Origin of the sequence: Caloramator australicus RC3 (genome assembly GCF_000297115.1) — a bacterium.
GTDB classification, from domain to species: domain Bacteria; phylum Bacillota; class Clostridia; order Clostridiales; family Caloramatoraceae; genus Caloramator; species Caloramator australicus.
Map to the genome: position 1 here is coordinate 1 of NZ_CAKP01000072.1, position 25,904 is coordinate 25,904.

Sequence of the window (25,904 nt, forward strand, 5' to 3'; positions counted from 1 at the left end):
AAGTTGCCGTAAAGTGGCAACTTTTTAATATTCTATCCTTTGGCTTTCTTCTGTAAGCATGTTTTTATAAAGAGTATAATAGTAACCCTTCTTTTTAAGAAGCGTCTCATGGTTTCCATCTTCGATTATTTTACCGCCCTCTATTACAAGTATTCTATCTGCATTTCTTACGGTTGAAAGTCTATGGGCGATTACAAAGCTTGTTCTTCCCTTTAAAACCCTTTGAATAGCATCTTGAATTATATGCTCTGTATGGGCGTCAACGGAAGAAGTTGCTTCATCAAGTATAAATATAGAAGGGTTTGAAATTACTGCCCTTGCAAGGGAAATAAGCTGCCTTTGTCCTATGGAAAGCTTACTTCCACCCTCGCCAACTTCAGTGTTGTAACCCTTTTCAAGCCCCATAATAAAGTCATGGGCATTTACAAGCTTTGCAGCTTCAATTATCTCATCCATTGTAGCGTCAAGCTTCCCATATCTTATATTATCGGCAACAGTTCCGCTGAAAAGATGGGGCGTTTGAAGGACATAACCTAGGCTAGAGTGGAGGATTTTAAGGGGAATATCCCTATAATCTACCCCATCTATAAATATCCTTCCTTCTGTCGGCTCATAGAAGCGGCAGATAAGATTAACTATAGCTGTTTTCCCAGAGCCGGTTTCTCCAACAAGGGCTATTGTTTGTCCCTTTTTAACCTGTAAATTAAAGTTTTCTAAAACCTTTTCACCTTCTTTGTATTTAAAGCTTACATTTTCAAATACTATATCCCCTTGTATTTTAAAATCCTCTAATTTCCCTTCATCCTTTATTTCAGGTTCTGTGTTTATAAGGTCTATTACCCTTTCTGCTGCTGCTTGGGCTGAGATTAGCTCTGCCGTAACCCTTGCAAGTTCCCTTACAGGCTCGAAAAATTGAATTGAGTAGGATATAAAGGCTGCAAGGGTTCCAAAGCTTATTAAATTCATATAGGTATATTTTCCACCCACAACAAGTATTATCGCTGTTGATATGCTTCCAAGGCTTATTACAATTGGCATATAAATAGAGGACAGAATAGCAGCCTTTATTGCAGCGTTTTTCATTTCGGATGTTTCAAGCTTAAATTCGCTAATATGCATATTTTCTGTTGAGAGTATCTTCGACGTTTTAGCTCCCATTATTGCCTCATTAAAAGAGCCTGTTATTTGGGAGTTTAGTTTTCTTACTATCCTATATTGCTTTAATATTCTTTTTTGAAAATATATGCTAATTACAAACAGCACAGGTATTGCAAGTATTATAAAAAGGGCAAGTTTAATATTTAAGGTTAAAAGATAAATTAATATAAACGTCATTATGGATACTCCCCAAACCATGTCGACTATTCCCCAGGCAAGGGTATCACCAAGCTTTGAAACGTCGGAGGTTAACCTTGACATTAGATATCCCGTCTGGGTGTTATCGAAAAAGGAAAAAGACAGTGTTTGTAGCTTTTCAAAGGCAGATTTTCTAATGTCGTGGCAAAGGCCCATATCTACCTTCCCTGCTATTGCTATCAAAAGGTATACGTTAATGGTTTGGAATATAATTAAGATTAAATAAAAAAGTATGAACTTATAAAAACCTTTGTAGGTTCCCTTTATTACGAAGTTATCTATTGCGTATTTAGAAAGATAAGGGAATGTGGCATCGATTGCCCCTACAAATACCATTATCATGATAAGAGAAAATATTTCTTTTTTATATGGTTTTAAAAAGGATAAGTATTTTTTCCAAAGCTTAAGGTCAAAATTGTTTTTATATTCCTTTTCTTTTATTTGAGCCATAATATCACCGCCTTATATTGCCTTTTCAAAGTCCCTTTCTATTAAGGATTGGATTTCCCAAACCCTTTTATAAAGCCCTTCCTCCCTTATAAGCTTTTCGTGGTTTCCTATGTTTGTAACTTTACCCTTATCTAAAACTATTATAATATCAGCATCCTTAACGCTGGTTATTCTGTGGGAGATTATAATCGTCGTTGTATTTTTGCTCCTTTCTTTAAGGGCGTTTCTTATCTTAGCTTCAGTTTCCGTATCAACGGCACTTAAGGAATCATCAAAGACAAGGATTGGATAATCCTTCAAAACTGTTCTTGCAATAGTAATTCTTTGCCTTTGGCCGCCTGATAAGGTTATTCCCTTTTCACCAACTAAGGTGTCATATCCATCCTCAAATTCCATTATTGTATCGTGGATGGATGCGATTTGTGATGCTCTATATATTTCTTCAAGCTCTGCATCGGGATTTGTTATTGCTATGTTTTCTTTGATTGTTTTAGAGTATAAAAAGGCATCCTGAGGAACTACTCCGATTTTTTGTCTTATAAATGACTTTGATATATCTTTAAGTTCTATCCCATCTATTTTTATTGAACCTTTTTTGTAGTCGTAAAGCCTCAATAAAAGGGATATTATTGTTGATTTTCCTGAACCTGTGGAGCCAAAGAAGGCTACCGTTTGTCCTGCTTCAATTTTAAAGGAGATATCCTTTAAAACATAATTTTTATCATCAAATCCAAAGGTTACGCTGCTAAATTCGATATTCCCCTTGATTTCAATATCTTTAATTCCTTCATCAAGGTTTTCCCTATCCTGAGTTAGTATCTCGTGTATTCTTGAAAGGGATATGGTCATTTTGCCCATGTCGGAGAGAATCCTTCCCATCTGCCTTACGGGCCAAAGGAGCATTCCTTCATAGCTGACAAAAACGAGCAAGGTTCCTATGGTGATTTTGCCATTTGCAGCAAAGTATGAGCCAATAAGAACCACAAGGGCAGTTTGAATCATACAAAGGCAGTCTGAAAAGGACCAATAGTTTGCAAAAAGCTTTATAAGATTATAGGTAAGGTCCCTGTAGGTTTTGTTTTTTTCTGCAAATTTTTTAATCTCAAACTCTTCCCTTGCAAAGGCCTTTACAACTCTAATTCCTGTTATGTTTTCTTGAATTACCGTTGAAAGTTCAGCCTCTGCCTCATCGCTCCTTTTAAACTGCCTTTGAACCCTTGTAAAAAACCAAAGGGCAAAGGCGAAGATAATAGGAACTATCAATGTCGCAACAAGGGCAAATTTTACATCCAAAGAAAACATTATAATGAGTATAAGGCTAAGAAGTATAACTGTCCTTCCTATTTCAACAAACTGGTTTGCTAAAAAATTTCTTATGGTTTCAACGTCGGAGGTGCATCTTTGTATTATTTCCCCCGATGGATATTTTGAGTAAAATTCATATTTTGCCCTTAGTATTGTTTCGTATAGACTGTCCTTAAACCTCTTTGCTATGTTTTCTGAGGCTTGGCTTGACCATTTTCCTTTAAGATAAAGAAATAATGAGTTAAGTAGGGTAAGTAGTATTACCAAAAGCCCCATAATCCATAGATTTTTTAGAATGTAATCTCTACCACCTAAAGAATCTACTAAATTTATCATTAGTTTAGATGTTATAGGCTTTGTCCCGATTATCGAGTCAACGGTTAGTTTTATAATAAGGGGAATAAGGACGGAGAATAAAGCCGAAAGACCCGTTGCAATTATTGAGGCAATGTATTTTAGCCTAAAGCCCTTTGAAAAATCAATTAAAAGTCGATATTTCCTCATGTCATCACCTTCCTTTAAACATAAAAAGGCCATGGGATAGCACACCCATGGCCTAGATTACTTAATATTTTTTAGGGCAATATACGCGAAGGCATAGGTTGCACTATCTTTTTATTTTCAGTGTTAAATTTAATTTTTAAACTTCCTATAAACATTAACATCTGTGCAACCTCCCTTCATAAATATTTCTTTTTATAGTATAAAATAATTTTTAAAAAATTTCAACAATTATTTGCCATAATGCCATAAGTTGCTAAAATATTGAATATGTAAAAAATCAAAACATCAAGTAGTAGGCACTTGATATTATTGATTTTAATTTGGAAAGGGAATATAATAATAAAAAACGATGTTGGAGTGATTTAGATGGGTATTGCAAAGGAGTATAAAGATGAAATTAATAATAATGAATATAAAATTATTAGAGTGTCTGCTGAAATAATAGATTTGATTAAAGAAAAGCTAGGGGATGAAGTTTTATGGGTATATGATGATGAAACCAAAGAGCTTTTCTTGTTTAAAAAACCGGAGTCTTTTACTGATGCGTTAGCTGGACTTGGAGAAGAAATGTGGAAAAATGCAGGTGGTGTTGATTATATAAAGCAGGAGAGAGATTCATGGGAAAACTAGTCGATAAATTAAAAAATTATAGCAGGATAGCAATAGATACCAATTCATTTATATACTTAATGGAGAGAAATGAGAAATATTTTAATGAAGTTAGGGAAATGTTTAGGTTAATTGAATCTGGTTCTGTTTTTGCAATTTCTTCTATGCTACTTATAACTGAGGTTTTAACAAAGCCTTACAAAGATGGGGATATATTACTTGCAAATAGATATAAAGCATTTATTAGTGCTTTCCCAAATTTATATTTGAAAAATATTGATTATAATGTTTTGGTTCTAACGGCTAAGATGAGAGCGAGGTATGGATTAAAAACCCCTGATGCTATTTTTATAGCATCAGCTTTGGAGGAAAAGGCAGAGGCTTTTGTAACAAACGATATAAGATTGAGAAAAATTAATGAGATTGAGTTTATTATACTTGACGAAATATAATGAAGTGGCAGGCACTTTACATTTTATAATTTTTTGAATTATAATAATTTTAGAAAACTAAATAAAGGACACTGGGGGAGATGGACGAGGCCATCTGAGAGTAAGGTCCGATGAAACCTTAGACCCTTTGAACCTGATCTGGATTATACCAGCGTAGGGAAGTGGGAAAATATGCACTACTCTATTTTGCTGGGTAGTGCTTTTTTGCACTACCTTTACGCTGGGGTAGTGCAATTTTTTTTAAGGAGGGAGATAATGGCATTTTTAAACGATGAAAGGATTAGCTTTAATGGGACGGTTTTAGAACTTTTAAAAAGGGAGGGATATGATGAAAAAAAGGTTGTTGTTTTACTCAATGGTGAGATCTTAAAAAGGGACCTTTTGGATGAGGTTTTCTTGAAGGAAGAGGATTATTTAGAAGTTGTAAGCTTTGTTGGAGGTGGTTAATGTGTCTTTTGTAATTGGTGGAAAAACTATTAATTCAAGGCTTTTTGTAGGAACAGGAAAGCTTCCAAGTTATGAAATGATAAAAGATATAATTAGGGAAGCTCAAATAGATGTTGTTACAGTTGCTGTAAGAAGGGCCCATAGAGGTGGAGAAAGAGAAAACATTTTGGATTATATTCCAAAAGAAACCATAATAATGGTAAATACATCCGGAGCAAGGGATTATAAGGAGGCTGTAAAGATAGCTTTAATCGGTAGGGAACTTACAAATTCTAATTGGATAAAGGTAGAAATAGAGGCTGATACTAAATATCTTTTGCCTGATAATGAAGAAACCATTAAGGCCTGTGAGATATTAGTTAAGGAGGGATTTAACGTTTTCCCTTATATTTCCCCGGATCTTATAGTTGCTAAAAAACTTGAGGATATTGGAGTTAGTGCAGTAATGCCCCTCGGTTCACCAATTGGAACCAACAAAGGATTGGTGGCAAAGGAGCTTTTAAAGGCTATAATAAACGAAATAAAAATTCCAGTCATTGTCGATGCGGGAATAGGAAGGCCCTCCCATGCGGCTGAGGCTATGGAACTTGGAGCCGAAGCTTGCCTTATAAACACCGCTATTGCAACAGCAAAGGATCCTATTAAAATGGCAAAGGCCTTTAAGATGGCGATAGATGCAGGAAGACTAGCTTATGAAGTAGGAGTTTTAAAGGAAAAGGAATATGCCGATGCATCATCACCTTTAACGGGATTTTTAAGGGGTGTTTAATATGTTTAATTTTGAAGAAATAGCCCGTCTTTATGAAGAAAATAAAAGCAAACCTTCAAGGGAGGAAGCTATTGAAATTTTAAATACGGAGGATTTATCCGATAAGGACTATATTAAACTTTTAAACTGCGATGATTTAGATATATTAGAGGTGGCAGCCAGGAAGGCAAAAAGGCTTACAGAAGCTTATTTTGGTAAAAACATATTTTTATATATTCCTCTTTATATCTCAAATTATTGTTCATCTGGTTGTATTTATTGTGGGTATTCATGTTTTAATAAAATAGAGAGAAGAAGGCTCAGCTTAGATGAAGTTGAAGATGAGATGCTGGCTATAAAGAGAAAAGGATTTAACAGCATATTACTTTTAACGGGGGAGGATGATACAAAGGAGGGGTTTGAATATTTAAAATCGGCTATAAAAATTGCAAAAAAATATTTTTCTGAAATTTTCATTGAAACAGGTCCTTTATCCTTTGAAGGATATAAGGAACTTATAGATGAGGGACTAGTTGGGGTTACTTTATACCAAGAAACCTATGACTTAAATACCTATGAAGCTGTCCATTTAATAGGAAGGAAAAGGAATTTTGTTAAAAGGTTAAATGCCATTGAGGAGGCAATAAGGGCTGGGGTTAAGGAGGTAAATATAGGTTGTCTTTTGGGACTTTCAAATGATTTTAAAAAGGATGTATTTTTAACTGCTATGCATGGCAAGTATCTTCTAAAAAAATATCCTAAAATAGAACTTTCTATATCCTTCCCTAGGATAAGGCCCTTTGAAGGAATGAATTTTATCTATACAAAGGTTGATGACTTGCAATTTGTAAAATTTATAGTTTATACAAGGCTAATATTAAAGCATGTAGGTATCAATATTTCAACAAGGGAAAGTAAAGAACTGAGGGACAACCTAATAGGCCTTGGTGTTACAAAGATGTCGGCGGAGTCTAAAACCGGCGTTGGTGGATATGTAAAGGATAATCCCTCACCAAAGCAGTTTGAGGTATCTGATGATAGAAAGGTTGAAGAAATTATTATGTCTATAAAATCCAAGGGATATAATGCAGAATTTACAAATTGGGTGATGTTATGACCTTTAGAGAAATTTTATTAAATTATCTTTCTGAAAAAGAGCTTAAAAAAATAGAAAAGACCAAGGTAATTGTTATAGGCTGTGGAGGTTTAGGTTCTAATGTTGCTAAGTTATTGATTAGAACAGGCTTTTTAAAGTTAACCCTTATCGACTTTGATGAAGTTGAGCTTAAAAACTTAAACAGGCAGGACTTTTATTTAGAACAGGTAGGCAATAAAAAGGTGTATGCATTAAAGGAAAACCTATTAAAGATTAATAAGGATGCTTTAATAGAAACACTATGCCTAAAAATAACAGAAGATAACCTAAATTTATTGAAGCAGGCAGACATAGTCGTAGAGGCCGTTGACAGGGAAGAGTATAAAAGGATGATTTTTGAATATTGTCTTTCAGCAAAAATAAGGGTTGTATGTGCTTCAGGTGTTGCAGGGTTTGGGGATGGAGAAGGAATAAAAATAAAAAGGGGTAAAAATTATTCAATAATTGGTGATTTTAGAAAATCTATAATTGAGTTTAGTCCCCTTTCTCCTAAGGTAACTGCTGTTGCCAGCTTGCAGGCCGATGAGGTTTTAAGGATGGTGATAGGAGATGAAAGCTGAAAAATTAAGGCTTTTAAAGGAATATAATCTTTACTGCATTACAGCAGAGAATTTGTCTAGGGGCAGAAGCAACATAGAGGTAGTAGAAAAAATGCTAAAGTCGGGTGTGAAGATAATTCAATATAGAGAAAAGAAAAAGACCCTAAGAGAAAAACTCTTAGAGTGTGAAAAAATAAGGCAAATGACATTAGATTATGGTTGCATATTTATAATAAACGATAATATAGAAATTGCAAAGATGGTTTTAGCCGATGGAGTTCATATAGGTCAGGATGATTATCCATTAGAGAGGGTAAGAGACTTTTTAGGAGAGGAATATATAATTGGCCTTTCCACCCATTCGAGAGAGCAGCTTTATGATGCCCACAAAATAGGAGCGGATTATATTGGTGTTGGCCCTATATTTAAAACCTTTACTAAGGAGGATGTGTGTGATCCTGTTGGTTTTGAATATTTAGATATAGCAGTAAAAGAGAGCAAATTACCCTTTGTTACAATAGGAGGGATAAAGGAAAACAATGTGGAGAATGTTTTAAAAAGGGGAGCAAAGTGTATAGCAATGGTAAGCGAAATAGTTGGGGCAGAGGATATCGAAGGAAAGGGTAGAGCTATTTTAGATAAGCTAAATAATTGGAGGGATAAGAATGAAAACTCAAATGGATTATGCTAAGGAAGGGATATTGACGGAGGAGATGAGAATTGCCATAGAGGTTGAGGAGATGGATGAAAAAAATTTTTTAGAGTTGATAGCAAATGGAAAGATAGTAATTCCTGCAAATAAAAACAGAAGAAGGTCAAAATATTTTGCAATTGGAGATGGAACGAAAGTTAAGATAAATGTTAATATTGGTGTATCCAGCGAATGCGGCGATTTTAAAGAGGAGATTGAAAAATTGGAGCTTTGTAAAAAATACGAAGTCGAGTCGGTTATGGACCTTTCAAGTGGAAAAAATTCAAAGGAGTTTAGAAAATATCTTTTAAAAAATTATGATTTCATAGTGGGGACGGTTCCGATATATGATATTGCCATATTACATGAGGATTTTACAAAGGTTGAAGCAAGGGAGATGCTTGAGCTTATAGAGATGCAGGCGGAGGAGGGAGTGGACTTTTTTACCCTCCATGCGGGAATTACAAGAAAAACTCTAGAGAGGTTTGAAAAAAATCATAGAATAATGAAGATAGTATCCCGTGGAGGCGGAATGATTTATAACTGGATGATTAAAAACAATAGGGAAAATCCGCTATATGAATACTTCGATGATATTTTAGATATTTGTAAAAAACATGACGTAACCTTAAGCCTAGGGGACTCCCTAAGGCCTGGATGTATATTCGATGCTACAGATGCCCTCCAAATCGAGGAGCTTATAAATTTAGGTGAGCTAACAAAAAGGGCATGGGAAAAAGGAGTTCAGATAATAATAGAGGGTCCTGGCCACATGAGGGCAAATGAAATTGCAGCTAATATGCTTCTTGAGAAAAAACTATGCCATGGAGCACCCTTTTATGTTTTAGGACCTTTAACAACAGATATAGGTGCAGGATATGATCATATAACAGGAGCTATGGGAGGTCTCATGGCAGCCCTTAATGGTGCAAACTTTTTGTGTTATGTAACTCCTGCTGAACATTTAAGGCTTCCGAGCATAGAGGATGTTAAAGAAGGAATAATTGCCTTCAAACTTGCTGCCCATTCTGCTAATCTTTCAAAGGGTTTTAAGAAAGACCTTGAAAGGGATTATAAAATGAGCTTGGCAAGATCAGAGATGAATTGGCAGGAGATGTATAGATGGGGAATAGATGAGGAAAAGATGAGGATGTATAAGAAGGATGAAAATAAATACTGCACAATGTGTGGAAAGTTGTGTCCAGTAAATAATGTAAGATAGCCATGGAAGAAAACAAAATATATAAAAAATATCAAGATATATATTCGTATAATTACGAAATATAGCAAAAAATATTTGACATATTTAAGGATATATTCTAATATGAAGTTAGAAAAGAATACGGTATCATCCATATAATCTGGGGAATATGGCCCTAGAGTCTCTACCGGGCAGCCGTAAACTGCCCGACTATGGATGAGTCAATAGGTTATTCCCTTTTTAGGGATAGGTATCCCCTTTTTGACTCTTCCATGGTCAAAAAGGGGATTATTTTTTTAGGGGGAGTGTTTTATGGAAAGGTTAGAAAAACTCTATGAAGGTAAGGCAAAGATAATTTATAGGACAAGCGATGAGGATAAAATAATAGCCTACTTTAAGGACGATGCCACAGCCTTTAACGGACAAAAAAGAGCACAAATATTTGAAAAGGGAGTTCTTAACAACACCATATCTTCTATTTTATTTGAACTTTTAGAAGGCAAAGGAGTAAAAACCCATTTCTTAAAACAAATCGATGAAAGGCAGCAGCTTCTTAAAAAGGTTAATATAATTCCCCTTGAGGTAATAGTAAGAAATATCGCAGCAGGAAGCATGGCAAAAAGGCTTGGAATTGCAGAGGGAACAAAACTTAATACAACCGTCTTTGAAATTTGCTACAAAAACGATGAACTTGGGGATCCTTTAATAAACGACTATCATGCAGTAGCTTTAGGGATCACAACCTTTGAGGAGCTTCAAAATATTTATGATTGTGCTGGCAAAGTAAATGAGGTTCTTAAAGAGTTTTTCGATGAACTAGGAATAGACCTTGTTGACTTTAAGCTTGAGTTTGGAAGGTTTAGGGATGAGATTTTACTTGCCGATGAGATATCCCCAGACACCTGCAGATTTTGGGACAAAAATACTAAAGAAAAGCTTGACAAAGACAGATTCAGAAGGGACCTTGGAAACGTCATTGAAGGCTATAAAGAGATTTTAAAAAGGATGAAGGGAGAGGTAAAATGAAGGCTTTAATTGATGTTACCTTAAAGGAGAGCATTTTAGATCCACAGGGGGCAGCGGTTAAGGAGGGACTTTTAAAGCTAGGATACCATGTTGAGGGAGTTAGAATTGGAAAGCATATTGAAGTTGAATTAAAGGATATGGATATTATGGAAGCTGAAGGGATAATCAAGGACATGTGTGAAAAGCTTCTTATTAATCCAGTTATAGAAACCTACACATTTAGATTTGAGGTGTGATTATGAAGGCAGGGGTTGTAGTTTTTCCAGGTTCCAATTGTGATAAGGATGTATTCGATGTTTTAAAGGCTTTAGATGTTGATGTTAAATATATTTGGCATGATGGGGGTAAGATCGATGTTGACCTTTTGGTTTTACCCGGAGGATTTTCCTATGGTGATTATTTAAGATGTGGGGCCATTGCAAGGTTTGCAAAGGTTTTAGAGGGAATATATGAGTTTTCTGAAAGGGGCAATCTAATCCTTGGCATTTGCAACGGGTTTCAGATACTGACTGAATTAAAGCTCTTACCCGGCGCCCTTTTAAGGAATAAAAATTTAAAGTTTATATGTAGCGACTGTCAGCTTATAGTTGAGAATAATAATACTCCCTTTACAAGGTTTTATGAAAAGGGAGAGGTTGTAAATTTTCCAATAGCCCATGGAGAAGGAAACTATTTTATAGATGATGAGGGCTTAAAAAGATTAAAGGAAAAGGGACAAATAGTTTTTAAATATAAAAATAATCCCAACGGTTCTATAGAGGATATTGCAGGAATCATAAACGAAGGGGGAAATGTATTAGGTCTTATGCCCCACCCAGAAAGGTCATCGTCAAAGCTTTTAGGATGTGATGATGGACTTAAATTTTTCAAAGGGGCTATAGAATTTTTAAAAGGCTAAGGAAGGTGTTTCTATGAATAAAGTGTATCTACCACCTTCAAGGATAGGGGTTATAGGGGGAGGACAGCTTGGTAGGATGCTTGCCTTTGAGGCCAAAAGGATGGGGTATGAAGTTTTTGTCCTTGATCCTAAGGAAAACTCACCAGCAGGGCAGGTATCAGACTTTCAGTTTGTTGCAAGCTTTGATGATTTTGAAGCCCTTTTAAGTTTAGCCCAAAAAACAGATATTATAACCTATGAATTTGAACACATTAATGTAGAGCATCTTTTGAGATTAAAGGAAATGGGATATAAAATATACCCTTCACCAGAAACATTAAAAATAATTCAAAATAAGTATCTTCAAAGGGAATATTTAAAAAGGCTTGGTCTTCCTGTTCCTAAATTTAAAAGGGTTGAATCCTTTGAGGACTTAATTATAAAGGCAGGACAGTTTTCTTTCCCCCTTATGTTAAAACATGCAAGGGGAGGATATGATGGTAAGGGAAACATCCTTATAAAAGGTCAAAAGGATTTAGAGGAGTTTAAGAACTTTGATTTTAAAAGGGAAATTTTTATAGAGGAATATATAAACTTTAAAAAGGAAATATCAATAATACTCTGCAGGAATTTAGATGGCGATTTGAAGTTTTATCTACCCTTTGAAAACTACCATGAGGACAGCATTTTAAAGATTACTAAATGCCCAGCGGATATAAAAGAGGATGTAAAAAAGGAGGCTATAAATATTGCAAAGGCGGTATTAGAAGGCTTCGATGATGTTGGAGTATTCTGCATCGAAATGTTTTTAGACTATGATGATAGGATCTATATAAACGAAATAGCACCAAGGGTTCATAACTCAGGGCATCTTACCATTGAGGCCTTTGTCAGCAGTCAGTTTGAAAACCACTTAAGAAGCATAGCAAATTTGCCATTAGGTTCGACGGAGCTTTTAAAAAGGGCGGCTATGATTAATATCCTTGGGGATAGAAAATTAACGGGAAAATATACAATAGAAGGATTTAAGGATCTACTAAAGATGGATGGAATATATGTTCATCTTTATGGAAAAGACTTTGTAGACAATAAAAAGAAGATAGGGCATGTAACGGTCATCGGTGAGACTGATGAGGAGATAAATGAAAAAATAGAATTTGTTAAAAACAATTTAAAGATAGGTGAGTTTAATGGGTAAGGTAGCAATTATAATGGGAAGCATTTCTGATTATGAGGTTATGAAGGATGCTGAAAACATTTTAAAAAAGTTTAATGTAGATTATGAGATTGATGTAGTATCAGCCCATAGAACCCCTGAAAAGATGTTTTGCTTTGCAAAGGAGGCAGAAGACAGGGGAACTAAGGTTATAATTGCAGCAGCCGGAGGGGCTGCCCATCTTCCTGGGATGGTAGCTTCAATATCTAACCTTCCAGTTATTGGAGTTCCTATAAAGGGCAAATCCTTAGATGGGCTTGATTCACTCTTATCAATAGTTCAAATGCCAAAGGGAATTCCCGTTGCAACAGTTGCCATAAATGGTGCAGCAAATGCTGCAATATTGGCTGTTAAAATACTTGCAACCTTTGATGAGGATTTAATGAATAAGTTAAAGGACTACAAGAGGGAACTTGAAGAGGATGTATTTAATATGTCTAAAAGGTTAATTGACGGTCAATTAACTTAACAAGGAGGATTGCCATGCTAACATATAAGGATGTTGGTTTAAATAAAGAGGAATACGATTTGATAGTCGAAAGATTAGGTAGAATTCCAAACGATTTAGAGCTTTCGATGTTTGGAGTTATGTGGTCGGAACACTGTAGCTACAAAAATTCAAAGGCCCTTTTAAAGCTTTTCAACACTAAAAGCGAAAGGGTGTTGCAGGGTCCTGGGGAAAATGCAGGGGTTGTGGATATCGGAGATGGACTTGCAATTGCAATGAAAATAGAAAGCCACAATCATCCGTCAGCCTTTGAACCATATCAAGGAGCTGCGACGGGAGTTGGAGGCATTTTAAGGGACGTATTTACAATGGGAGCAAGACCTATTGCAAACCTTAATTCCATAAGGTTTGGGAGGCTTGAGCTTGAAAAAACAAAGCATCTTTTAAAGGGAGTTGTAAAGGGAATAGGAGACTATGGAAATTCCGTTGGTATTCCAACGGTAGGTGGTGAGACGGTTTTTAATGAATGCTATAACGATAATCCCCTTGTAAATGCCATGAGCGTAGGACTTCTTAAAAGGGAAGACTTAAAAAAGGCAGCGGCAAAGGGAGTTGGAAACCCCGTCATGCTGGTTGGACATACAACAGGACGTGATGGAATGGGTGGGGCAAGCTTTGCCTCTTGTGATTTAACTAAGGAATCGGAGGAAAAGCGTTCAGCTGTTCAGGTGGGGGACCCATTTATGGAAAAGCTTCTTTTGGAGGCCTGCCTAGAACTAATTAAAGAGGGATGCGTCGTTGGGATACAGGACCTTGGTGCGGCAGGGCTTACCTCTGCAAGTTGTGAGACTGCCTTTAGGGGGGGAAGCGGCATAAAAATAGATGTTACAAAGGTTATAACGAGGGAAAAGGGAATGAACCCCATTGAGATTATGATTTCCGAATCCCAGGAGAGGATGCTCGTTATAGTTGAAAAGGGCAAGGAAGATAGAGTTTTTGAAATCTTTAACAAGTGGGGACTTCATGCATCGGTAATAGGAGAGGTTACTGACGATGGATTCGTTTCGGTTTATGAGGGAGAAAGGTTGGTTGGACAAGTGCCAGCAAAGCTTCTTGCCGATGGCGCGCCAATTAATTTAAGACCCTTTAAAAGGCCAAAATATATGGATGAGCTCATGAATTTTGACACCTCAAAGGTTGAAAAGCCAAAAGATTTAAAGGAGACTATTTTAAAGCTTTTAAAATCCCCTAATATTGCATCAAAAAAGTGGGTTTACAGTCAGTATGACCATCAGGTTAGAAACAGCACCGTTATTAAACCCGGCGGCGATGCAGCCCTAGTTCTTGTAGATGGAACAGATAAGGGAATTGCCCTTACGGTGGATTGCAATGAAAGATATTGTTATCTAAACCCTTACGAAGGGGCAAAAATAGCGGTTTTAGAGGCTGCAAGAAATATAGCAGCAACTGGAGCAAGACCGATTGCTATAACCGACTGCTTAAACTTTGCAAATCCAGAAAAGGAAGAAATATATTATCAATTTAGGAATTCCATATTAGGAATAACAGAGGCATCAAGGATTTTAAATACACCTGTCATAAGCGGAAACGTGAGCTTTTACAATCAGTCGGAAAAAATGGCAATTCATCCTACACCTGTTATTGGAATGCTTGGACTTTTAGAGGATGCAAAAAAGCATACGACTATAGACTTTAAGGATGAGGGTGATGTAATAATTCTTGTCGGTGAAACAAGGGATGAAATAGGCGGAAGTGAATATTTAAAGGTTATATTTGGCATCGAGGCAGGAAGGGTGCCAGAGGCTCAAGTTGAGATCGAGAAAAACACAATTGAAGCGGTTTTAAAGTGCATAGATGAGAATCTTTTAAAGAGCTGCCACGATATATCAAATGGAGGCTTTATAGTGACCCTTTTAGAGTGCTGTTTTAAAAATGAAATGGGTGCAAAACTTAGCATAAATACAGACCTTAGGGAGGATAGATTTTTATTCTCTGAAAGCCAGGGAAGATTTATTTTATCCTGCAGAAAAGATGCTGCTGACAAGGTAATATTAAATTTTAAAAGATATGGGGTTATGGCAGAGGTTATTGGTGAAACACAAAGGGACAAAGTGGAGATAGAGCTTAACGGAAATAAAGTTTTAGACATAGAAGTAAAAGAGGCTAAGAAGGAATGGGAAGGTGGCCTTGTATGTTTTATGGAATAGATAAGTTTAAGGAAGAGTGCGGAGTTTTTGGAGTTTATTTAACTGAAGAAAAGGAAATAGCAAGAACTGTATATTACGGCCTTTTTGCCCTTCAGCACAGGGGACAGGAAAGTGCAGGGATGGCTATATCAAGTGGGACAGATTTTATAGTCCATAAGGATATAGGGCTTGTATCGGAGGTTTTTACAGAAGAATTTTTAAATACTAAAGGGTTTGCCGCAATAGGCCATGTAAGGTATTCAACAACAGGTGGGACAAGGAAGGAAAACGCCCAGCCCCTTTATAGTAAATACAAACTTGGTAACATTGCAATTGCCCATAATGGCAACCTTGTCAATGCAGATATCATAAGGGAACTTTTAGAAGAGGCGGGGGTTATATTTCAAACAACAATAGATACAGAGGTTGTATTAAACCTTATAGCAAGGGCAGCAAAGAAGGGAATAGAAAGGGCAGTATTTGACGCCATGCAGGCGATAAAGGGTTCCTACGCCATGCTTATATTAACCGATGATAAACTGATTGCCGTAAGGGACCCCCACGGTATAAGACCTTTATGCCTTGGGAAAATAGATGGAGGTTATGTTTTGGCATCTGAAAGCTGTGCCTTAGATGCTGTCGGTGCTGAGTTTTTAAGGGATGTTGAACCTGGTGAGATATTGATAATAGATAAAGAAGGAATAAGGAGTCTTAATTTAATAGAAAAAACAAAGCTTGAAACCTGTGCCTTTGAATATATTTACTTTGCAAGACCCGACAGCATTATAGATGGAATTAGCGTTTATGAGTCGAGGCTAAAGGCAGGAGAGGAGCTTTATAATGAAGCACCTGTTGAAGCGGACATTGTTATCGGCGTTCCAGACTCAGGAACCTTTGCTGCAGTAGGTTTTTCAAATGCTTCAAAGATACCCTACGGCATAGGCTTTGTAAAAAACAAATATATAGGAAGGACATTTATTCAGCCTAAAAGCGAAGATAGGGAAAGGGCAGTTGCAATCAAATTAAATCCTTTGAAGTCAAATATAGAAGGGAAACGAGTTGTTTTGATTGACGATTCTATAGTTAGAGGAACTACAATGAGAAGGCTTGTAGATTTATTGAAAAAATCGGGGGCAAAGGAGGTTCATGTAAGGATTGCATCCCCTGTTGTTGCATACCCTTGTTACTTTGGAATAGATACTCCCTATAGAAGTCAGCTTATCGGAGCTAATAAAGATATTGATGATATTTCCAGGGAAATAGGTGCGGATTCTTTGGCCTTTTTAAGCATAGATGGCCTTTTAAAGGCATTAAATAGGGATGGTTTTTGTTTAGGATGTTTTAACGGAACATATCCGGTTTCTGCACCCCTTGAGGCGGATAAATTCCAGTTTGAAAGGAAGGAATAGTATGAAATATAAAGATGCGGGAGTTAACATCGAGGAGGGCTATAGAGCTGTTAGTCTTATAAAGGACATGGCAAGGAAAACCTACAGTAGTAGGGTTTTAAACGGAATTGGAAGCTTTGCGGCCCTTTATGATATAGGAGGGTATAAAAATCCTGTCCTTGTTTCTGGAACAGATGGTGTTGGAACAAAGCTTGAAATTGCCTTCAAGATGAAAAAATACGATACTGTAGGCATAGACTGCGTTGCAATGTGCGTAAATGACATATTATGCCATGGTGCAAGGCCCCTTTTTTTCCTTGATTATTTAGCCTGCGGGAAATTAGATGCTGAAGTTGCAGCACAAATAGTTTCAGGCGTTGCAAAGGGATGTGAAATTGCAGGTTGTAGCCTTATAGGCGGTGAAACTGCAGAGATGCCTGGATTTTACAAGGAAGGAGATTACGACATAGCAGGCTTTGCAGTTGGAATCGTTGAAAGGGACAGGATAATAGATGGAAGCAAAATAACAGAAGGGGACGTTTTAATAGGAATTGAATCCTCCGGCCCCCACAGCAACGGCTACTCTTTGATTAGAAGGATTATAAAGAATTTAGATGCAGAATTTGAAGGAAATAAAATAGGAGAGGTTTTACTAACGCCAACCACTATATATGTCCCTTATGTTCTTCCCCTTATAGAAAAATACGAAATAAAGGGAATGGCCCACATAACAGGCGGAGGATTTTATGAGAATATCCCGAGGATGTTTAAGGAGAATTTTACGGCGGTTATTGATAAAAATTCCTTTAAGATTCCCAAAATATTTGAATATATAATGGATAGCGGGGTTGAGGAAAGGGAGATGTTTAACACCTTCAACATGGGAATTGGATTTGTTTTGTGTGTGGATAAAGGTTTAGCTAAAAATATAGTTGAGGATTTAGAAGGAATGGGTAAAGGAGCGTATATAATCGGCCATGTTGAAAGGGGCGGTGATGGCGTTTGCATAAAATAGCAGTTTTAGTGTCTGGAAGCGGATCTAATCTTGAGGCTATTATGGATGCAATAGATGATGGTAAATTAAACTGCAGCATTGAATTTGTAATTGCCGATAGAAGTTGCTTGGCCATAGAAAGGGCAAAAAAAAGGGGGATAAGGACTGTAGTTTTAGATAGAAGAGGATTTGGTAAAGAGCTCTCTCAAAGGATATTGGAGATAATAGGAAAGGATTTAGACCTTTTAGTCCTTGCAGGCTTTTTATCCATTTTAGAGGGAGAGATATTAAAGGTTTACAAGGATAAAATAATAAACATCCACCCCTCCCTTTTGCCTAAATTCTCAGGGAAAGGGATGTATGGATTAAGGGTGCATGAGGCTGTTTTAAAGGAAGGAGAAAAGGAGAGTGGCTGCACCGTTCATTTTGTAGATGAGGGCGTGGATACCGGAAGGATAATTCTTCAAAAAAGGGTTGCTGTTTTAGAAGGAGATAGTCCTTTTGATTTGTCAAAGAGGGTTTTAGAGGAGGAACACAAACTAATTGTTGAAGCTATAAAAAAGGTATTGGAGGGATAGTATGAGGGCACTTGTCAGCACTTATTATAAAGATGGGATAGAAAATCTCTGTAGATTCCTAGCTGATAAAGGCGTTGAGATCATTTCAACAGGTGGAACCTATAAATTCTTAAAGGATAAGGGAATACCAGTTATAGAAATAAAGGAGATTACAGGCTTTGAGGAGATACTTGACGGAAGGGTGAAAACCTTACATCCTAACATTCATGGGGCAATCCTTGCAATTAGGGATAATAAAGAACATATGGAGACGATAAAACAAAAGGGGATAGGGACCATTGATTTTGTTATAGTTAACCTTTATCCATTTTTTGAAAAGGTTCAGGAGGATTTATCCTTTGAGGAGAAGGTTGAGTTTATAGATATCGGAGGCCCTTCAATGCTAAGGGCTGCAGCTAAAAACTTTAAAGATGTTGTTGTCCTCTGCGACTATAGAGATTATGACAGGGTTATGAAGGAGATTGAAAGGGACGGAAATGTAAGCTATAACACAAGAAAATATCTTGCAGGTAAAGTCTTTAATTTAACATCAGCCTATGATGCAGCAATTTCTAATTTTCTTCTTGATAATCCTTACCCGGAATACTTATCCATATCATACAAAAAGGAAGCAGAATTAAGATACGGAGAAAATCCCCACCAGACGGCTGCCTTTTATGTTAAAACTGAAGGCACTGCTGCTATGAAGGATTTTGAAAAGCTAGGAGGCAAGGAACTTTCCTACAACAACATAAAGGATATGGATGTTGCGTGGAAGGTTGTTTGTGAATTTGATGAGGTTGCTTGTTGTGCAGTAAAGCACAATACACCCTGTGGAGTTGCAGTAGGTAAAGACTCTTATGAAGCTTTTTTAAAAACCTTCGAATGCGATCCTGTTTCAATTTTTGGGGGAATAGTTGCCTTAAATAGCAAGGTTGATAAAAGGACAGCAGAAAAGATGGTTGAAATATTCCTCGAGGTTATCATAGCCCCTGAATATGATGATGATGCCCTTGAGGTTTTAAAGGGAAAGAAGAATTTAAGAATAATAAAGGCAAAGGTTAAGCCTCAGGATAAATATGAAATGGTAAGCGTAGATGGAGGAATTTTAGTTCAAAGTGTAGATAATAAGCTAGTAGATGAAATAAAGGTTGTTACAGAAAAACAGCCAACAGAGGAAGAAATAGAGGAAATGCTCTTTGGGATGAAGGTTGTAAAGTATGTTAAATCCAATGCCATAGTTGTGGTAAAGGATAAAAGGGCAGTTGGAATTGCAGGAGGGCAGGTAAATAGAATATGGGCAGCCTGCCAAGCCCTTGAAAGAGGGAAAGGTGCTGCTGTTTTAGTTTCGGATGCCTTTTTCCCCTTTAGCGATGTCGTTGAGGAGGCGGCAAAGCATAATATTAGAGCAATAATGCAGCCGGGAGGTTCCCTAAGGGATCAGGATTCAATTGATGCCTGCAACAAATACGGCATTTCAATGGTTTTTACAGGAGTTAGACACTTTAAACATTAAAAACTTAAATCTTAAGTGCCTGGCACTTTAGGAGGTGATCGGATGAAGGTTTTAGTCATAGGTTCAGGTGGAAGGGAGCATGCAATAGCATGGAAGATAGCTAAAAGCCCCCTTGTAGAAAGGGTATTTGTTGCCCCAGGAAACGGCGGAACCTATATGGAGGAAAAATGTGAGAATGTCGATTTAAAAGGCATATATGATTATGTTAAATTTGCCAAGGAAAAGCTTGTAGATGTTACTGTTGTAGGTCCTGAGGCACCTTTAGTTGAGGGAATAGTTGATGAATTTAAAAAGCAAGGCTTAAAAATATTTGGCCCCTCAAAGGAGGCTGCAAGGCTTGAGGGAAGCAAAATATATGCAAAGGAGTTTATGAAAAGGCACGGCGTAAGGACGGCGGAGTATGAGGTTTTTTATGATATAGAAGGGGCAGTGGAGTATATTAAAAAATGCCGATATCCCTGTGTAATAAAGGCTGATGGCCTTGCCCAAGGAAAGGGCGTTGTTATATGCAGTTCCTTTGCGGAGGCAGAGGATACCTTAAAAAAATTTATGGTGGAGGATGTTTTTAAAGGTTCTGGAAAGAGAATCGTCATTGAGGAGTTTTTAGAAGGAGTTGAGGCATCAATCCTTTCAATAACCGATGGCAAAACTATTATTCCCTTTATATCTGCAAAAGATCATAAAAGGATATTCGACGGCGACAAGGGACCAAATACAGGCGGAATGGGTGTTATCGCACCTAATCCTTATGTTACTGATGAAGTTTTAGAGGATTTTAAGAAAAATATTATGTTACCTACATTAAATGGGATAAAGGAAGAAGGACTTGATTATCATGGCATAATATTTTTTGGAATTATGATAACCAAAAAGGGAGTTTATCTTTTAGAATACAACGTAAGGATGGGGGACCCTGAAACTCAGGCCCTTCTTCCCCTTATGAAAAGCGACTTTTTTGAGCTAATTTTAAGGGCTATTGACGGAAAATTAGAGGGATGCAAAGTAGACTGGGAGAAAGGATATTCCTGCAATGTAGTTGCTGCCTCAAAGGGATATCCAGGCGATATTGAGAAGGGATTTAAGGTTAATATAGGCGATGTTGAAAACAAAATATTCATCGCCGGTGCAGAATTTAAGGATGGCAATTTAATCACAACAGGTGGAAGAGTTTTATCGGTAACAGCAGTAGCCGATAACCTTGATAAGGCAAGGCAAAAGGCCTATGGGGATTTGAAAAGGATTTACTTTGAGGGTATGCAGTATAGAAAAGATATATAGGCAGGGTAACCTGCCTATATATTAAATTACTTTAAATCTATTCCTGCCTTCTTTTTTAGCAAGAAGCATAGCGTCCTTTACTTTATTTATTATCTCATCATCCGCGGAGCTTATGGTAAAGTTTGTTATTCCAATACTTACTGAAACATCGAAAGAAATATCACCAAATTGAAATTTAGGTTTCATGGCATCTAATATTTTTTGTGAGAGCATTTCAATAAATTCTATTGGTTGATGCTTAACTATAACTACAAATTCGTCGTTGCTTATTCTAATAACTTGAGAAGGCAAATTTAATTCTTCTAAAACCTCCTTTATTCTTCTTGGAACTTCAATCAAAACTTTATCGCCTATATCATAACCATATATTTTGTTGATGCCTTCAAACTTGTCTATATCAACGTCAAGAATATAGCCGTTTGAAGTGTTATGAATTTGTTGAAGAACGGATTCTTTGTTCATTTCTTTATCAACCATATTTTCACCTCCTAAAGAATTACCATACTTTAGTTGAATTTTAGGGAAAACATCAATATATTTTCTGAATTCCCTATATTTTTTAGGCGAAACGCCAAATAGTTTTTTAAATGCCCTTGAGAAGGGTTCATATCCTTCATAACCAAATTTTACGGCAATGTTTAGTATGCTTAGGTTTGTATATACAAGGAAATATGCAGCCAAAGAAAGCCTTCTTTTTCTAACATAATCCTTAACTGTTGTTCCTAAGATTAAAGAGAATATAGAGTAAAATGATGAAAGTGACATGAAAGCTATTTTTGCTATATCTTCAACATATATCTTATCTTCAAGATGTTCTTCTATAAAGTCTATGGCTTCTTGAATTCTTTCAATAACTTGCTTTTCTACCATTGTATCCCTCCGGAGGTTCTTTTAATTATATTATATAATTGCTTATTCAATATAACATGACTTTTTTTGTAAAATATTATAAAATCTTAATCTTAAGTGCCAGGCACTTAAGAAGGAAATTAAACAAAAATGTAGAAGTATTAATTAATCATTATTTGGAAATTTCTTTTTTAAATTAGGTGGTGAATAATAAAAATGAATAGCAAGAGGGATTCTGAGCATTTTCGAGGATGCCTTTTAGGTGGGGCAATCGGTGATGCATTAGGATGGCCGGTTGAGTTTTTAAAAAGAGATGAGATTATTAGAAGATTTGGCAAAGAAGGAATTGTTGAGCTTCTTTTAGGTAAAAATGGTAAATCTGAAATAACTGACGATACCCAAATGACGCTTTTTACAGCCGAGGGTATACTACGTGCAAAAACAAGATTTGTCTTAAAAGGTATATGCCATCTTCCATCCGTTGTTTATAATGCCTATAGGCGTTGGCTTATAACTCAAGGATATACAAATATAAAGGACTATGATTTTATAAATAGTGGATGGTTAATAAAAGTAAAGGAACTTCATGAGAAAAGAGCACCGGGAATGAGCTGCCTGTCTGCACTTTTAAATGGCAAAATCGGAACAACAAAAGAGCCGATAAATAATAGCAAGGGCTGTGGTGGAGTTATGCGTATCGCACCAGTAGGACTATTTTATGCCAAAGAATATGCCTTTGACATAGCAGTAGATATAGCAGCACTAACCCACGGACACCCAACAGGTTATTTATCTGCAGGTGCCCTTGCATACTTAATCGCTTTAATAATTGAAGGTGAGGAATTAGAAAACGCTGCTAATAAAACAATGAACAAACTAAAAGAATATGACAATTATGAAGAGTGCTTTAACAGCTTATCAAAGGCGATAGAACTTACATATAGCGATGTAGAAGATATTGATGCAATTTCTCAGCTTGGTGAAGGGTGGGTTGCAGAAGAGGCTCTTGGAATATCGGTATACTGTGCATTAAGATATAAAAATGATTTTAAGAAGGCTATAATTACTTCCGTTAATCATGATGGAGATAGCGACAGCACAGGTGCAATAACAGGCAACATTTTAGGTGCATATTTAGGTGTAAGTAGTATACCAAAAGAGTGGATTGAAAAAGTAGAACTAAAGGATGTAATAGTAAAGATAGCTGACGATTTACTAATAGCAAATAAAGAAGATATAGATGAAAATTGGTGGGAGTGTTATCCGGGGTATTAAATAAAAGGGGGATTTTTTATGAACCTTGTAGCCTTAACAGGTGCTGGAATATCAAAAGCAAGTGGCATTCCAACATTTAATGAAATGGGAAACTTAAGAGAAAAGCTGAGCAGATCATTTTTCCAAAATAACCCTGAAGAGTTTTATAAAATATTAATTGAAATGAAAGAAAAAATAGAAAGAGCAGAGCCTAACCCTGCTCATATTGCTCTTGCAAAATATAATGTTCCAATTGTTACTTGGAATCAATTATAATTGAATATGCTAAAAAAAGCAGATTAATTTTGAATATTATGTAGATTATGTCACAAAATATTCTAAAATTAAACTACCAGAGGCGTTATTTAATAATATTGAAAATGACGTAAACAAACAGATCATGCTTGCAAGATTTTTAATAAATTATTCAAGGAGTATAGCTATGAATAAAAATAGACCGTTAATTATAACATTTTTTGGATATATAAGCTTATTAGCTGCTTTGCTGGGGATAGTGTCAATAATTCCAGGATTTTTGGAACGTTTTAATGTTACTGTTATACAACTACCTATTTTTATAAATAGTATAACAAGGGCGTTATTATCTTTAATTCTTTTAATTGCATCCTATGGTTTTTTAAAGCTTAAAAGATGGGGCTATTGGTTGATGATAATTTATGATTTTTTTCTAGTAGCATATATTGCTTTTTATAATAAGCATCTTATTGCATCTACAAATGTTATTATAACTATTATACAATTGATATTTATTTTGCCGACAAAAAAATATTTTTACGAGTCAAATTAAGAAATATTATGATTTTTGAAGAATTTTAAAGGTTTGGTGAAGTTAATGAAAAAAATAGGTTTCTATTTTTTTTAGGAAGTTTTATTGTTTGTGTAATTGTTTATAATATGAATAGTTTTTATTTTTCAATTTGGGAAACAGGTCTAAACTTACAAAGTATAAAAATTTTAAAATCAGGAGTTAATGCTAACCGTAATGAATTTAAAATTATTGCAGCAGAAACCAAAAATAAAAATATTAAATAATAAAACCCCATGATGTTAGGCTTTACGCCTTAACATCATGGGGATTGTTTTTCTTCCAAAGAATAAATACAATTGCTGCAAGTATTTCGATTGTTACGACATAAATGAATATATAAAGCTTTGAAAAGTCATATAAATAGCCTATTATTGTGCTTCCTAAAAGCATTGATATTCCATATACTGTGTTGAATATTCCGTAGGCTTTACCTCTGTTTTTGATGGGGATTATATCTGCAATAACTGCTTTAATCAATGTTTCATGGATGCTCATAACACATCCCCATAGGGCAATGGCGATTATAGCTAAAAGGGAACTTTGGGAAAAACCTAAAAGGACGATGGGGATGCTTAATATAGGTATTAAAATTAATGTTCCCAAGCCCTTTTTATCGTAATACTTACCTACTAATACAGCAAAGGCGCCATCTAGTGCCATTGCAAGGGCATATAAAGTAGGAATTAAGGCCTCTGATAATACTTTTTGCTTCATCAAATGATAGGATAAAACAGGGAAGTTTGCAAATCCTAAAACGCTTAAAAAAATAAATAAAAGGTAGTGCCAAAAGCTTTTGGATAAATTAGCATTGGATATGTTTTTATTGCTGACCTTTGAAGCCTTTTCAAAATCCTCCTCCAAATCCTTAGGCCTTGGGAATTTATATCTTGTATATAACACAACGGCTACTGTCAAAATTGCAGGAATCCACATCAATTGAAAGCCTATTTTGTAGCTTCCATAAAAGGAAAGGGCCAAAGTAAATATCATAGGGCCTATTATTGCACCTAATTGATCAAGAGCTTCACTTATTCCAAAACCAACCCCAGTTCCTACGTGTTTTGTGGCGTGGGATAACATGGTATCCTTTCCGGGATTTCTTATTGCCTTACCAAGGCGTTCAAGGATTATAAACAAAGCTGCTATTTTCCAGTTACCGGCAATGGCAAGAAGGGGAACGGAGATTAAAAGGCCATAACCTAATATTGCTGCAGCCCAGCTTTTTCCTGTCCTATCCACAAAATAACCTGATAAAATTCTAAAGGCATATCCTAAAAATTCGCCAAAACCCGTTATAACTCCTATATAAAGGGCACTTGCACCGAGAAAACCTAGATAATTTCCATATACGCTTCTTGCACCTTCATAGGTTATATCCCCTAAAGCGCTAATAAGTCCAAACAAGAATATAAATTTTAAGGCTTCCTTCTTCTTATTTGAATCTAAACCCATTTTCCTCATCCCTTTCATATACAATATTTCTAAAATCATTTAATAAAACTTTGCATTTTTCTAAGGCTTCAACAGCCTCATCTTTAAGGGGGCAATTAAAATAATCCTTTTTTTCTATTTTTTTAAACCATTTAAAAAGCTTTTCAACTTCCTCTTCATTTTCATCAAGTTCTGCAAAGGTAAAGTTTTGCCTTTTTGTTTCTTTTTCTATCTCCTTCTCAAAATCTTTGCATTTTTCAAGGATTTCAATATAGTCTATTTCTCTTTCCTTGTTAAAGCCTGCTATTAATGCTTTGTTTTGTTCTTCGTCATCTATAGTTATGATGCAGGTAAATGCCTTGCCTCCAATTTCTTTTATCTGCTCTACAAGCTTTAAAAACTCATCCCTGCTTTCGTCGTTATCGGGAAGGATCCATATAGATTGAAGGACATTTAAGGAACCAATGGATTTTAATCTTCTCCACACGGCAACCCTGTTTTTTTGAGGTTCCCTTGGAATCTGATAAATAAGTGCCCGCCAGTTCAATTAATCACCTCCTTAATGTAATACTGGTT

27 protein-coding genes and 2 riboswitches are annotated in these 25,904 nt (G+C 36.0%); of the genes, 22 read left to right on the top strand and 5 right to left on the bottom strand.

The window, feature by feature from the left end; translation table 11 throughout:
• Positions 1-24: 24 nt before the first annotated feature.
• Together CAAU_RS06905 and CAAU_RS06910 are read right to left on the bottom strand one after the other, a co-directional pair.
• On the bottom strand, positions 25-1,806 hold the full coding sequence (locus CAAU_RS06905; protein ID WP_008908714.1) for an ABC transporter ATP-binding protein: 1,782 nt from the start codon (positions 1,804-1,806) through the stop codon (positions 25-27).
• A 12-nt stretch (positions 1,807-1,818) separates the two neighbouring features.
• A complete protein-coding gene (locus CAAU_RS06910; protein WP_040306182.1) occupies positions 1,819-3,615 on the bottom strand; it encodes an ABC transporter ATP-binding protein in 1,797 nt (598 codons plus the stop codon).
• 366 nt (positions 3,616-3,981) lie between these two features.
• On the opposite strand from CAAU_RS06910, the gene CAAU_RS06915 reads away from it, so the two are divergent.
• From CAAU_RS06915 to purD, 19 genes are all read left to right on the top strand, one after another.
• Complete coding sequence (locus CAAU_RS06915; protein WP_008908716.1) at positions 3,982-4,245, top strand: hypothetical protein; 264 nt, start codon at positions 3,982-3,984, stop codon at positions 4,243-4,245.
• Entirely contained in the window at positions 4,233-4,676 is a 444-nt protein-coding gene (locus tag CAAU_RS06920) for a type II toxin-antitoxin system VapC family toxin (RefSeq protein ID WP_008908717.1), read from the top strand. The genes CAAU_RS06915 and CAAU_RS06920 overlap by 13 nt, the downstream gene beginning before the upstream one ends.
• A gap of 63 nt (positions 4,677-4,739) precedes the next feature.
• Positions 4,740-4,853: riboswitch (TPP riboswitch) on the top strand.
• A 78-nt stretch (positions 4,854-4,931) separates the two neighbouring features.
• A complete protein-coding gene (thiS, locus tag CAAU_RS06925) occupies positions 4,932-5,123 on the top strand; it encodes a sulfur carrier protein ThiS (RefSeq protein ID WP_008908718.1) in 192 nt (63 codons plus the stop codon).
• A 1-nt stretch (position 5,124) separates the two neighbouring features.
• On the top strand, positions 5,125-5,892 hold the full coding sequence (locus tag CAAU_RS06930; RefSeq protein ID WP_008908719.1) for a thiazole synthase: 768 nt from the start codon (positions 5,125-5,127) through the stop codon (positions 5,890-5,892).
• Between the two features lies 1 nt (position 5,893).
• Entirely contained in the window at positions 5,894-6,988 is a 1,095-nt protein-coding gene (gene thiH / locus CAAU_RS06935) for a 2-iminoacetate synthase ThiH (RefSeq protein WP_008908720.1), read from the top strand.
• Complete coding sequence (thiF, locus tag CAAU_RS06940; RefSeq protein WP_008908721.1) at positions 6,985-7,587, top strand: sulfur carrier protein ThiS adenylyltransferase ThiF; 603 nt, start codon at positions 6,985-6,987, stop codon at positions 7,585-7,587. Before thiH ends, thiF begins: the two co-directional genes overlap by 4 nt.
• Positions 7,577-8,257 (top strand): thiamine phosphate synthase, encoded by a 681-nt coding sequence (gene thiE / locus CAAU_RS06945; protein ID WP_008908722.1) that lies wholly within the window; start codon positions 7,577-7,579, stop codon positions 8,255-8,257. Before thiF ends, thiE begins: the two co-directional genes overlap by 11 nt.
• Positions 8,226-9,479, top strand: coding sequence for a phosphomethylpyrimidine synthase ThiC (thiC, locus tag CAAU_RS06950; RefSeq protein ID WP_192811195.1), 1,254 nt, complete (start codon positions 8,226-8,228; stop codon positions 9,477-9,479). The genes thiE and thiC overlap by 32 nt, the downstream gene beginning before the upstream one ends.
• A gap of 110 nt (positions 9,480-9,589) precedes the next feature.
• A riboswitch (purine riboswitch) is annotated at positions 9,590-9,691 on the top strand.
• Between the two features lie 79 nt (positions 9,692-9,770).
• Complete coding sequence (purC, locus tag CAAU_RS06955; RefSeq protein ID WP_008908725.1) at positions 9,771-10,484, top strand: phosphoribosylaminoimidazolesuccinocarboxamide synthase; 714 nt, start codon at positions 9,771-9,773, stop codon at positions 10,482-10,484.
• A complete protein-coding gene (purS, locus tag CAAU_RS06960) occupies positions 10,481-10,720 on the top strand; it encodes a phosphoribosylformylglycinamidine synthase subunit PurS (RefSeq protein ID WP_008908726.1) in 240 nt (79 codons plus the stop codon). The genes purC and purS overlap by 4 nt, the downstream gene beginning before the upstream one ends.
• Positions 10,721-10,722: 2 nt before the next feature.
• On the top strand, positions 10,723-11,382 hold the full coding sequence (purQ, locus tag CAAU_RS06965) for a phosphoribosylformylglycinamidine synthase subunit PurQ (protein WP_008908727.1): 660 nt from the start codon (positions 10,723-10,725) through the stop codon (positions 11,380-11,382).
• A gap of 13 nt (positions 11,383-11,395) precedes the next feature.
• Positions 11,396-12,559: a 5-(carboxyamino)imidazole ribonucleotide synthase gene (locus CAAU_RS06970; protein WP_008908728.1), complete on the top strand. Its 1,164-nt coding sequence runs from the start codon at positions 11,396-11,398 to the stop codon at positions 12,557-12,559.
• Positions 12,552-13,046 (top strand): 5-(carboxyamino)imidazole ribonucleotide mutase, encoded by a 495-nt coding sequence (purE, locus tag CAAU_RS06975; RefSeq protein WP_008908729.1) that lies wholly within the window; start codon positions 12,552-12,554, stop codon positions 13,044-13,046. The genes CAAU_RS06970 and purE overlap by 8 nt, the downstream gene beginning before the upstream one ends.
• Positions 13,047-13,060: 14 nt before the next feature.
• A complete protein-coding gene (gene purL / locus CAAU_RS06980) occupies positions 13,061-15,253 on the top strand; it encodes a phosphoribosylformylglycinamidine synthase subunit PurL (RefSeq protein ID WP_008908730.1) in 2,193 nt (730 codons plus the stop codon).
• Positions 15,238-16,641 carry an amidophosphoribosyltransferase gene (gene purF / locus CAAU_RS06985; RefSeq protein WP_008908731.1) on the top strand — a complete coding sequence of 468 codons (1,404 nt, stop codon included), beginning with the start codon at positions 15,238-15,240 and terminating at the stop codon, positions 16,639-16,641. Before purL ends, purF begins: the two co-directional genes overlap by 16 nt.
• 1 nt (position 16,642) lies before the next feature.
• Positions 16,643-17,635, top strand: a complete 993-nt coding sequence (gene purM, locus CAAU_RS06990) for a phosphoribosylformylglycinamidine cyclo-ligase (protein ID WP_008908732.1) — start codon at positions 16,643-16,645, stop codon at positions 17,633-17,635.
• Positions 17,623-18,192: a phosphoribosylglycinamide formyltransferase gene (gene purN / locus CAAU_RS06995; RefSeq protein ID WP_008908733.1), complete on the top strand. Its 570-nt coding sequence runs from the start codon at positions 17,623-17,625 to the stop codon at positions 18,190-18,192. The genes purM and purN overlap by 13 nt, the downstream gene beginning before the upstream one ends.
• Before the next feature lies 1 nt (position 18,193).
• A complete protein-coding gene (gene purH, locus CAAU_RS07000; RefSeq protein ID WP_008908734.1) occupies positions 18,194-19,687 on the top strand; it encodes a bifunctional phosphoribosylaminoimidazolecarboxamide formyltransferase/IMP cyclohydrolase in 1,494 nt (497 codons plus the stop codon).
• Positions 19,688-19,729: 42 nt separating this feature from the next.
• Positions 19,730-20,965, top strand: coding sequence for a phosphoribosylamine--glycine ligase (purD, locus tag CAAU_RS07005; protein ID WP_008908735.1), 1,236 nt, complete (start codon positions 19,730-19,732; stop codon positions 20,963-20,965).
• 21 nt (positions 20,966-20,986) lie between these two features.
• On the opposite strand, the gene CAAU_RS07010 is transcribed toward purD, so the two are convergent.
• Positions 20,987-21,835 (bottom strand): diguanylate cyclase domain-containing protein, encoded by an 849-nt coding sequence (locus tag CAAU_RS07010; protein WP_008908736.1) that lies wholly within the window; start codon positions 21,833-21,835, stop codon positions 20,987-20,989.
• Between the two features lie 195 nt (positions 21,836-22,030).
• Here CAAU_RS07010 and CAAU_RS07015 point away from each other — a divergent pair, with 195 nt between their 5' ends.
• The 3 genes from CAAU_RS07015 to CAAU_RS07025 all read left to right on the top strand — a co-directional run bounded on the left by CAAU_RS07015 (position 22,031) and on the right by CAAU_RS07025 (position 23,876).
• A complete protein-coding gene (locus CAAU_RS07015; protein ID WP_008908737.1) occupies positions 22,031-23,089 on the top strand; it encodes an ADP-ribosylglycohydrolase family protein in 1,059 nt (352 codons plus the stop codon).
• Positions 23,090-23,107: 18 nt separating this feature from the next.
• Entirely contained in the window at positions 23,108-23,344 is a 237-nt protein-coding gene (locus CAAU_RS07020; protein WP_008908738.1) for an SIR2 family NAD-dependent protein deacylase, read from the top strand.
• Positions 23,345-23,510: 166 nt separating this feature from the next.
• Positions 23,511-23,876, top strand: a complete 366-nt coding sequence (locus tag CAAU_RS07025; protein ID WP_008908739.1) for a hypothetical protein — start codon at positions 23,511-23,513, stop codon at positions 23,874-23,876.
• A 267-nt stretch (positions 23,877-24,143) separates the two neighbouring features.
• Here the strand turns inward: CAAU_RS07025 and CAAU_RS07030 are convergent, their stop codons facing one another.
• Complete coding sequence (locus tag CAAU_RS07030) at positions 24,144-25,349, bottom strand: MFS transporter (protein ID WP_008908741.1); 1,206 nt, start codon at positions 25,347-25,349, stop codon at positions 24,144-24,146.
• Positions 25,330-25,875 carry a Chromate resistance protein ChrB gene (locus CAAU_RS07035; protein WP_008908742.1) on the bottom strand — a complete coding sequence of 182 codons (546 nt, stop codon included), beginning with the start codon at positions 25,873-25,875 and terminating at the stop codon, positions 25,330-25,332. The genes CAAU_RS07030 and CAAU_RS07035 overlap by 20 nt, the downstream gene beginning before the upstream one ends.
• Between the last annotated feature and the right edge of the window lie 29 nt (positions 25,876-25,904).